Source organism: Gammaproteobacteria bacterium, assembly GCA_016712635.1.
In the GTDB taxonomy this organism is placed as follows: domain Bacteria; phylum Pseudomonadota; class Gammaproteobacteria; order SZUA-140; family SZUA-140; genus JADJWH01.
In genome coordinates this window covers 45,512-54,676 of sequence record JADJQS010000006.1, presented here as the reverse complement: position 1 = coordinate 54,676, position 9,165 = coordinate 45,512, and the positions used below count along the sequence as shown (strand labels likewise).

Here is a 9,165-nt window from a genome sequence, read left to right as displayed (position 1 = left end):
AGTACGCGCATCTGTGTGGTACTGTTTTGCAGAACTGGCCGCGGCCGTGGAAGCGGCGCCTGCACCGATCTCAATGTATACGCTGGATTTTTCGCGCCATCTGTCTGACAGCGCACAGAGGGACGATCTCAAGTGGGAGAATTGGCCCTGCCCTGCTCTTTGCTGAACTGATAAACCTCATCTGCCAGTTCCGGCGTGTGTTATTTTGCGGCAAGCGCCACCCGATCGAACCCGGAGCTAAGACCAGTTTACTCACGCAATTCAAAGCAGGAATGCACATATAAAACTGCAAAAAGCTGCCTTATGTGTCCTGGCGTACAGACGCCCGCAGGAATGGGCGGGACAATTCTCTGTTACTTCTCCGGAAGATACGCAGGGTTTTTCATTGTGTGGGGCCGGAATCATATCTTTCCGGCGGTGACAAACAGAGCATCACTGTCCGGGGACGGCGGCAGGCAGCAACGTTCCCAATGCCTATATTTATTTGACCGGCTTCCCTGCTCTTATCCTGCAGCCGGGCTTCGCGATCTGTTTCAATTTTAATGTACGCTTTACACTGAGACCGGTCATGTCCAAAAAAGGAAATAATCCCGTTGTTCTCGACGATGGCTGCGAGTCGGGCGGCATTACCGAAGCGCGGCGCCAGGAAGCGTTGATTAAAACGGGGGCCCTGCAGACTGCGATCCTCACCAGCGCCAATTTCTCGATTATCGCCACCGATGAGAAAGGCATCATTCAATTATTCAATGTCGGCGCCGAGCGCCTGTTGGGCTACACGGCCGCCGAAGTCGTAAACAAGATCACACCCAGCGACATCCATGATCCGCATGAAGTGATGGCGCGCGCACAGGCACTGAGCCGCGAACTTGCAATCTCCATTACACCGGGTTTCGAGGCCCTGGCTTTCAAGGCGTCGCGCGAAATCGATGATATCTATGAATTGACCTACATCAGAAAGGATGGCAGCCGCTTTCCGGGAATCGTGTCGATCACGGCGCTGCGCGATGATTTAGGCACTATCATAGGATACCTGTTAATCGGCACCGATAACTCGGCACGCAAGCAGTTTGAACTGGAACTGCACAAGGCCATGGCTATTGCAGATAATGCCAACCTCGCGAAATCGACTTTCCTTTCCAATATGAGCCATGAGCTACGCACTCCACTCAGTGCAATCCTCGGATTCGCCCAGCTTATGGAGTTCAGTACACCGCCGCCTACGCTCTCCCAGAAGCGAAGCATCGATCAGATTCTCAAAGCGGGATGGTACTTGCTGGAGCTGATCAACGAAATCCTCGATCTCGCGCTGATCGAATCCGGAAAACTCTCGCTGTCGCTGGAACCGATATCGCTGGTCGATGTCGTGCGCGAATGCCAGGCCATGGTCGAACCGCAGGCGCAAAAACGCAACATCAGCATGTCTTTTCCCCGGTTTACAATCCCGTACTTTGTCAAAGCCGACCGGACGCGGGTAAAGCAGGTTCTCATCAACCTCCTTTCCAACGCCATCAAATACAACAAGGTGGGCGGAACAGTCGTCGTGGACTGCGTTGCGAGCTCCCCAGGACACATTCGCATTTGCGTCAAGGACACCGGCGAAGGATTGGCCGCGGATGAAGTGGCGCAGCTTTTTCAGCCGTTCAACCGGCTGGGAAAAGAGGCCGGTATCGAGGAAGGCACAGGCATCGGCCTGATGGTGAGCAAGCGGCTGGTCGAACTGATGGATGGAGTCATAGGCGTGGAAAGCACTGTCGGGACGGGCAGTGTGTTCTGGATCGAACTGAATCTGACGTCTGAATTACACCCTGCTGCCGGCGCAGGCGAACCCGCGGTATCCGCCCATGCGAAAACTCATGCCGACGGGCGGTTGCGCACCCTCCTCTACGTCGAGGACAACCCCGCCAATCTGATGCTGGTCGAGGATCTCATTGCACGCCGGCCCGATATCCGCTTATTGAGTGCGAAGGACGGAAACCGCGGCGTCGAGCTTGCGCGCTCCTCCCGGCCGGATGTCATCCTGATGGATATCAACCTGCCTGGCATCAGCGGTATCAAGGCGATGAGAATCCTGGCAGAAGATCCTTCAACAGCGCACATCCCGGTGATTGCGCTCAGCGCCAACGCCATACCGCGCGATATTGAGAAGGGTCTGCGGGCCGGTTTTTTCCGTTATCTCACCAAACCCATCAAGGTCAATGAATTCATGGATACGCTGGATATGGCGCTGTACGTATCGAAAACGGAAGCGGACAGCGCAAATAAAGAGAAATAAACATGCTTACCATTGCTGCCGACATTCTTAAAGCCAGGATCCTGATTGTTGACGATCAGGAGGTCAATATCATCCTGCTCGAGCAGTTGCTGGGCGAGGCGGGCTACACCTGCGTTTCCTCTACGGTCAACCCGCAGAAGGTCTGCGCACTGCATCGCAAGAACCACTATGACCTGATCCTGCTCGACCTGCAAATGCCCGGCATGGATGGATTCCAGGTGATGGAAGGTCTCAAGACCGACGATGCCGACAGCTACCTCCCGGTCGTCGTGCTCACCGCCCAACCGGGTCACAAGCTGCGCGCGTTGCAGACCGGTGCAAAGGATTTCATCAGCAAACCGTTTGATCTGGTCGAAGTCAGGACCCGCATCCACAACATGCTGGAAGTACGGCTGTTGCACAAACGACTCCAGAATTACAACGTGGTTCTGGAACAGACGGTGCTGGAACGGACCGCGGAACTGCGTGAAAGCGAAGCGCGTTATCGCAGCCTGACCGAGCTGGCCTCCGACTGGTATTGGGAACAGGACGAGGCCGGGAACTTCACCAAGGTTTCCGGTCCGGTCCTGGAAATGCTCGGCATCCGGGTCGACGCCTTTGTGGGCGAGAGCAGCGATGACGGAACTAAGGGCTGGAATGAGGCGGACCGCAAGATACTGCAGGCTCGCATTGCCGCGCGGGAGCCCTTCCTGGATTTCGTTTTAAGCCGCGTCAATGCTGACGGCTCGCAACAAAGTTTTCATGTGAGTGGGGAGCCGATGTTTAACCGGTCCTGCCGCTTCATCGGTTACCGCGGAATCGGCGTCGAGCTTACCGCCAAGAAATAGAATTCAAGATTTCGATAGTTCGCCATGTTATTGCCCCACAGCCCCAATCAGAACCGTCTTCTGGCCGCTATGCCGACTGCTGAATTCGAGCGGCTGGCACCCCGTCTGGAACTGGTCCCGATGCCGCTCGGTGAGATGCTCTACGAACCCGGCGGACAGTTGCAGCACGCCTATTTCCCCATCAGCGCCGTCGTGTCGCTGCACTATGTCATGGAGTCCGGCGCATCGTCCGAAACCGCGGGGGTTGGCAATGAAGGCGTAGTCGGAATCTCCCTGTTCATGGGAGGGAATACCACACCAAGCTCGGCCGTAGTGCAGATCGCGGGCCACGCTTACCGGCTTGAGCGCCATTTCCTGCAGAAGGAATTTGATCGCGCCGGTATAATGCAGCGCTTGTTGCTGCGTTACACTCAGGCGCTGATAACACAAGTGACCCAGACTGCGGCCTGCAATCGGCACCATTCGATAGAGCAGAGGTTATGCCGCTGGTTATTATTAACCCTCGACCGAGTCCCCTCGAGTGAGGTTATCATGACGCACGAATTGGTTGCCAGCATGCTCGGCGTACGCCGGGAAGGCATTACTGAGGCCGCCGGGAATTTGCAACGCGCCGGTATAATTCGCTACCGCCGCGGCCACATTGCAGTGCTTGAGCGGTCCGGGCTGGAATCCCATACGTGCGAGTGCTACGCGGTAGTCAGAAAGGAATTGCGTCGCCTGTTGCCCGAGCTGCAGTACCGTCAAGACACTTCTACTGTCGGCTGATAATCCGCCTACGTACCGGGCGCACTGCAGCCGGCGTACCACAACGCTGGTCCGCCGGTCCGTTCCAATAGGGTAATACACCCGATAAATACCGGGATGCATTGACCGGTGCTCCGCGCAATTCGCAATCAACGTGCCTGAATAAGCGAGCGGGTCAGCACATCCTGGCTACCAGACCGCCTCACTTGCGTAACAACTTCATTACACTCGTGAAAGTTCCCTGTTTAGTGTTTGTGGGCAAGTGAGGTCCATAAAATACGCGCTATGTTTGCTGGCGCACAGATCCCGCCGGCACATCATTTTATCTTCTCTGTTTCCGGTCATTGGCAAGTTTATTTTTAACTCTGGTTTTTAATGTCTATTAATCCTGTTTCTGCGTGGATAACAGAGAAGGAAACATACTCGTGATAATCGCCGGAGTCATGCTGAATATTGTGAATTATCCGTATCAGCATATCGATTTCGCTCTCTCCCCCATTCCTCCTTCTGAGAGCACGTGCCTGAAGAATTGTTCAATTCAATTCCTCCCCGGGCATTATTTTTATTCTGAATGAAATAACACGCTCCGCTGCGTTGCTGTGGTTTTGAGATGGTTATTATCCATGGCGCGCATGAATGCATGCCAATTACTCATCACATAATGAGGGGATTATAAAATGGACCGGCGCAATTTCGTTCGTTTTATGATTGATACCGAGGTGGATCTTCAATTCATCCCGGGTTACGGTTTTATGGCGGCACGAACGTGCAATCTCAGCACCGATGGCATGTTTATCGAAACGGGCACGAATGATGTACTGAAGTACAGGATTGTTCGGACCAAGATTTGGCTGAGGTTTCAATATCTGACGAGATCAGTGATCGTAATAGGAAAGATTGTACGACGGAGTCATAACGGTTTTGCACTCCACTATAGACGATCCGAATCGATACATAATTTCCTTGTCAACACGATACCGGACCATCCCGATATCCGGCAGAACGTACAGTAAGGGTTGCGGCATGGTACCGTGTGATTCCACTACTGGCATCAGACATTCCGCCCCGCCTGATATCGACATGCCCGGTAAATCGCGATTCACAGAGCACATCGTCGTTTTTAGTCCGCACTGTGTTCGCTATCGTACAGAACTCACTGACACTATAACCTAGCTTTACACTGTCTGGTCCATGAAACCGTCCCCAGGAGCGTGATACTTGAACATCATTCGCCATTTCGCCTGCTACGCCAGTGTCGCCGCCACAGTCGTATTGCTCACGTTGAGCCTGTATCTGCCGGCCGCGGGCGCCGCCATGATCGGTACCGGGACAGTGGTGCAGGATAATCTGACACTACAGGAACGCGGCCTCATACAGGACACCCTTAACCGCGAAGAGGTTAAGACCAAACTCCTTTCACTTGGCGTCGATCCCGCGCAGGTTCAGGCACGCGTTGATGCACTGACGGTTGCTGAGATCCGGACCATCTCCCAAAAGTTCGACCAGTTACCGGCGGGTAGCGGAGTCATCGGTCTCCTGCTGGTGATTTTGCTATTGGTGCTCGTTCTATAGGACTGGAACCAGTTTGCACTGAATTGTACGGGATCCTGACTATGTGCCCTGCCAGATTGAATCCCGGAAGTTAGAATCCGTTACAGACCGCCAACCCGAGGAGTATGATCCATGAAAATATACCTCCGTTTTTCCCGGACCGTCAGCGCCACTGTCACTGTCGGAATTCTATCCCTGTGCCTCCACTTACCGTCCGCGAACGCCGCCATGATCGGCACTGAAGCGGTGGTACAGGCGACCCAGGCACAGCAAGACCGCAGCCGTATCCACGAGGCCCTGAACCGGGAAGAGGTGGGTAAAAAACTGTCCGCTCTCGGCGTCGATCCCGCGCAGGTGCAGGCACGCGTGGCTGCGCTTACCGACACCGAGGCGCAACAGTTGGCCCAGAAACTGGATACGATGCCCGCCGGCGGAAGTGTTTTAGGCGTGGTTCTGACCATTTTTCTGGTATTGCTGATCACCGACCTGCTGGGATGGACCGACGTGTTTCCGTTCACCAATAAAGGCTCTGCGATGCCGTAAATACCGCCCCTGGTTACCTGATCATGCGTAGTTACAGTAGCGCCCGGCGCTGTCCGGGCACTTTTTATCTCGTGCTGCTGATGGTTCTGGGTGGGTGCGCGACGCCGCAAACGAAACGGCTGGTCGAATCGGCGCCGGAGTTCCCACAGCCGGTGGAGCTCACCACTGTGCCGTTCTTCGCGCAGGAAGCGTATCAGTGTGGACCGGCGGCGCTCGCCACCATGCTTAACAATTCAGGACTGAACGTCACCCCCGAAGAACTTGGGCCGCAGGTGTTTCTGCCGGGGCGCCAGGGCAGCCTGCAGTTCGAATTGCTTGCGGCGGCGCGCCGTCACGGGCGCGTGCCGTATGTGTTGCGCCCTCAACTCGAGACTCTGGCGGAAGAGGTCGCCACCGGCCATCCGGTGCTGGTATTGCAAAACCTTGGGTTTACCGTGATGCCGTTCTGGCACTACGCGGTGGTCGTGGGGTACGACCTGGCGCGCTCCAACATCGTTCTGCGCTCGGGGCGGGAGCGCCGGCATGTGACCTCGCTGCAAACCTTCGAACATACCTGGCGCCGCGGCGATTACTGGGCCATCGTGGTCCTGCCGCCGGACACGCTGCCAAAGACGGCGGAGGAACTGCCGTATCTGCAGGCGGTGCTTGCGCTGGAAAATCTCAAACGCTGGGACGATGCTGCCACTGCCTACGCCACCGCCCTGCAGCGCTGGCCACAGAGTCTCGGTGCACGCATGGGACTCGGCAACAGCCGTTACGCCCTCAACGATCTGCACGGCGCCGAACAGGCGTTCCGTGCCGCCACCCAGGACCACCCCGGGGCCGCGGTCGCGTTCAACAACCTGGCGCAGGTGCTGGCCGACCGGCAGCGCTGGTACGAGGCCGAGCAAGCGGCGCAGAAGGCCGTGGAGATCGGCGGCGAGAACACCGACGTTTTTCACCAGACGCTGGCGGATATCCGGTTACAACGGATAATTCACTAGGATATCCAGGGTGTCGCCGTCCTCAGCTCGAGCGCTGCTGATCGTTACAGTGGTTTTATGTATGTAACGTCGGCTGTACGATGAGAGTACTGTTCAGGACGGCACTAGATGACGCATACTACTACGTAGTCGCGGCGTGAGAATGACCATGAGCCCGAGAACAGCAGCCCCACCGATGATCACCCATGGATTCAGACCCGGAAGAGTCTCGATCGCCTTTGAGAGTTGCCATTCTGCCACGGCAAGATTGCCGTAGGTTAAATGAGCCACCACAACCATCAAGGCCATAATTATTGTGATTCCCGCAAATATAACGTAATCATGAGTGAGCGGATCATGTATCTTCGTACTTAACGTCTCCGTTTGTCCTGCTTTGCGCTGTACATATCCAGCGCGGTTATCCGTCATTAGACCGGATTCATCATCGTTACGGTTGTAGACGCGGACCACATTGGGAGCGTTGGCCTTCTTCGGATGGGGCCCGGGCTTGAGATTACCACTGGCATCATCTTTGTATACTCCATACTTATCGCGCGCTTCATAATTCATATACATCTCCTGTCAGTGCGAGTTCGTTGACATTCTTGAGGTCATCCTTGAGAACACCATAACCTGCCTGGTTTTCTCCAACGGTTTTCTGGAGCTTTCCCTTTTGTACAAGAACATAGCTCCCGATGCTCCTGCCGGTGACTTCCCTGACTTCTCCTTCTGCTTTCTTGACATGTCCTTTGATCTGATCTCTGTTCATGGTTATCTCCGTTTAATTATTGAGGCTATGATCTGAAACGCCGTGCCTACTGTCTAACGCTCTAATGTGAGCATATGCGTGCGATTACGCGCGGTCTGTACGGAGGGGCGCATAGCCTGATGTCACCATTATCAGCAAGAGCCGGCGACGTTCCAGCAAATAATGCCGCCTGTCTGCGGAATCAATGTCAATTCCCAGCGCCACGCCGCAGAATCGTATTGATACATATTTCATTGCAGCTACCGGGAAGTGATCGTCCTTGCCTCAATTATTGCGGCCTTCCGTGTATCGTAAAGTCGGGTATAGAATTGCTTCATAGCCTGACTCACGAGCGCCTCCTCCTCCCCCTTGCTGATGGCACTGGTCGTTCTTGTGCTGTAGAAAAGACCAGGCGCTTCCTGGTCATTACTGGAAACCGGATATCTACTAGCCATATTTAACTCTCCCTGTTTGTTGAAATCCGAATCTCGGGATCACACCGATTACAAAGAGCTGCTGCCCGGCCTTGCCGATTTACAGGGTGGTCGTAATTGCAGTACTTTCTGATACCATGCAATCCGGCGGTCTGTAATTTTTGGGCGACTTGTTTCAAAGGCCCTGCGCTGAGTATCAGTTAGAGTAAGGTTCATTTCTACCTACACCGCGCGCGACCTAGCACATATAGATGTCCACCAAAACAGTACAATTACGAGCAGTAGAATCTAATTCCGGTATAAAGATGTTGCGTAGCAAACCCCTGCTTTTAAACCATTCATCTCCAATCATCGGGTGCTAAAACGCATCTGTAATGGTCTGGGCCTGCGCAGTGACTTCACCCTTGCAGGCCCCAATGATGAATAGTGGGCTCTATACCGCTTGTTACCAGAAAGCCTTGCGAATCGACGATTTAAGCTTGTGAAGGAAGCCATGGCGAGGGCGTCGTCCACGTTCGCGGGATCGGGACTCCATTCCTTTACCGTCATTACCGCCGTTATGCGGTCGCCTGGGCGACCCTGCGCTCGCAAGTGACGGTGCGACGCTCATCGTCATTATTAAAGGAACGACATAGGCCGTTTTCTTCAGGAAATCACGCCTCGAATTATCCTTTGGTGCATTCATTTTATTATCCTCTTTTAAGACTACATTAACGCCGTCCGGCTACTATGCCGAACAATAGCCCCACTCCAGAAGCAATCAATATTGATCGCCAGGGATTATCATGTACGAGCTGATCAGTCGCCCGAACAGCCGCCTTTGTGCGATTTAATACTCTACTTTCCATGTCACCGAGCTTTTGCCTCAATTGTCGCAGGTGACCCTCAGTACGGGATCGCAATGCAACGATTTCCTCGCCGGTCTGGCCTGTAATTGCGTTGAGCAACTCTTCGGCATCGCCCATAACCGCCCTGAGATCATCGGTTAACTGGTTAATTGCCTGTTTAGTATCGGTCATCATGTCGCGCCTGTTTCTATGCTCGTTGATAAGATGCGGTATAACCTGCCCGCATACCTTGCCTG

At 54.4% G+C, this 9,165-nt stretch carries 10 protein-coding genes; 7 read left to right on the top strand and 3 right to left on the bottom strand.

Features of this window, described 5'->3' with window-relative positions; genetic code table 11:
• The first annotated feature begins 568 nt into the window (after window positions 1–568).
• From IPK65_07215 to IPK65_07185, 7 genes are all read left to right on the top strand, one after another.
• Window positions 569–2,272 (top strand): response regulator, encoded by a 1,704-nt coding sequence (locus tag IPK65_07215; GenBank protein ID MBK8162924.1) that lies wholly within the window; start codon window positions 569–571, stop codon window positions 2,270–2,272.
• A 2-nt stretch (window positions 2,273–2,274) separates the two neighbouring features.
• Entirely contained in the window at window positions 2,275–3,099 is an 825-nt protein-coding gene (locus IPK65_07210; GenBank protein MBK8162923.1) for a response regulator, read from the top strand.
• A 24-nt stretch (window positions 3,100–3,123) separates the two neighbouring features.
• Complete coding sequence (locus IPK65_07205; protein ID MBK8162922.1) at window positions 3,124–3,864, top strand: Crp/Fnr family transcriptional regulator; 741 nt, start codon at window positions 3,124–3,126, stop codon at window positions 3,862–3,864.
• Window positions 3,865–4,520: 656 nt separating this feature from the next.
• Entirely contained in the window at window positions 4,521–4,856 is a 336-nt protein-coding gene (locus tag IPK65_07200; protein MBK8162921.1) for a PilZ domain-containing protein, read from the top strand.
• Window positions 4,857–5,061: 205 nt separating this feature from the next.
• Window positions 5,062–5,415 (top strand): PA2779 family protein, encoded by a 354-nt coding sequence (locus tag IPK65_07195; protein MBK8162920.1) that lies wholly within the window; start codon window positions 5,062–5,064, stop codon window positions 5,413–5,415.
• A gap of 111 nt (window positions 5,416–5,526) precedes the next feature.
• On the top strand, window positions 5,527–5,937 hold the full coding sequence (locus IPK65_07190) for a PA2779 family protein (protein MBK8162919.1): 411 nt from the start codon (window positions 5,527–5,529) through the stop codon (window positions 5,935–5,937).
• Between the two features lie 23 nt (window positions 5,938–5,960).
• Window positions 5,961–6,920: a PA2778 family cysteine peptidase gene (locus IPK65_07185; GenBank protein MBK8162918.1), complete on the top strand. Its 960-nt coding sequence runs from the start codon at window positions 5,961–5,963 to the stop codon at window positions 6,918–6,920.
• 93 nt (window positions 6,921–7,013) lie between these two features.
• Here IPK65_07185 and IPK65_07180 read toward each other — a convergent pair whose 3' ends face one another.
• From IPK65_07180 to IPK65_07170, 3 genes are all read right to left on the bottom strand, one after another.
• Window positions 7,014–7,469 carry a hypothetical protein gene (locus IPK65_07180; GenBank protein MBK8162917.1) on the bottom strand — a complete coding sequence of 152 codons (456 nt, stop codon included), beginning with the start codon at window positions 7,467–7,469 and terminating at the stop codon, window positions 7,014–7,016.
• Window positions 7,459–7,668: a CsbD family protein gene (locus IPK65_07175; protein ID MBK8162916.1), complete on the bottom strand. Its 210-nt coding sequence runs from the start codon at window positions 7,666–7,668 to the stop codon at window positions 7,459–7,461. Before IPK65_07175 ends, IPK65_07180 begins: the two co-directional genes overlap by 11 nt.
• A gap of 1,123 nt (window positions 7,669–8,791) precedes the next feature.
• On the bottom strand, window positions 8,792–9,103 hold the full coding sequence (locus IPK65_07170) for a DUF883 domain-containing protein (protein ID MBK8162915.1): 312 nt from the start codon (window positions 9,101–9,103) through the stop codon (window positions 8,792–8,794).
• Window positions 9,104–9,165 lie beyond the last annotated feature (62 nt).

Coding starts and splice junctions, on each gene's coding strand:
- IPK65_07210 (MBK8162923.1), top strand. CDS start 2,275: ATGCTTACCATTGCTGCCGACATTCTTAAAGCCAGGATCCTGATTGTT.
- IPK65_07185 (MBK8162918.1), top strand. CDS start 5,961: ATGCGTAGTTACAGTAGCGCCCGGCGCTGTCCGGGCACTTTTTATCTC.
- IPK65_07175 (MBK8162916.1), bottom strand. CDS start 7,668: ATGAACAGAGATCAGATCAAAGGACATGTCAAGAAAGCAGAAGGAGAA.
- IPK65_07190 (MBK8162919.1), top strand. CDS start 5,527: ATGAAAATATACCTCCGTTTTTCCCGGACCGTCAGCGCCACTGTCACT.
- IPK65_07200 (MBK8162921.1), top strand. CDS start 4,521: ATGGACCGGCGCAATTTCGTTCGTTTTATGATTGATACCGAGGTGGAT.
- IPK65_07170 (MBK8162915.1), bottom strand. CDS start 9,103: ATGATGACCGATACTAAACAGGCAATTAACCAGTTAACCGATGATCTC.
- IPK65_07180 (MBK8162917.1), bottom strand. CDS start 7,469: ATGAATTATGAAGCGCGCGATAAGTATGGAGTATACAAAGATGATGCC.
- IPK65_07205 (MBK8162922.1), top strand. CDS start 3,124: ATGTTATTGCCCCACAGCCCCAATCAGAACCGTCTTCTGGCCGCTATG.
- IPK65_07215 (MBK8162924.1), top strand. CDS start 569: ATGTCCAAAAAAGGAAATAATCCCGTTGTTCTCGACGATGGCTGCGAG.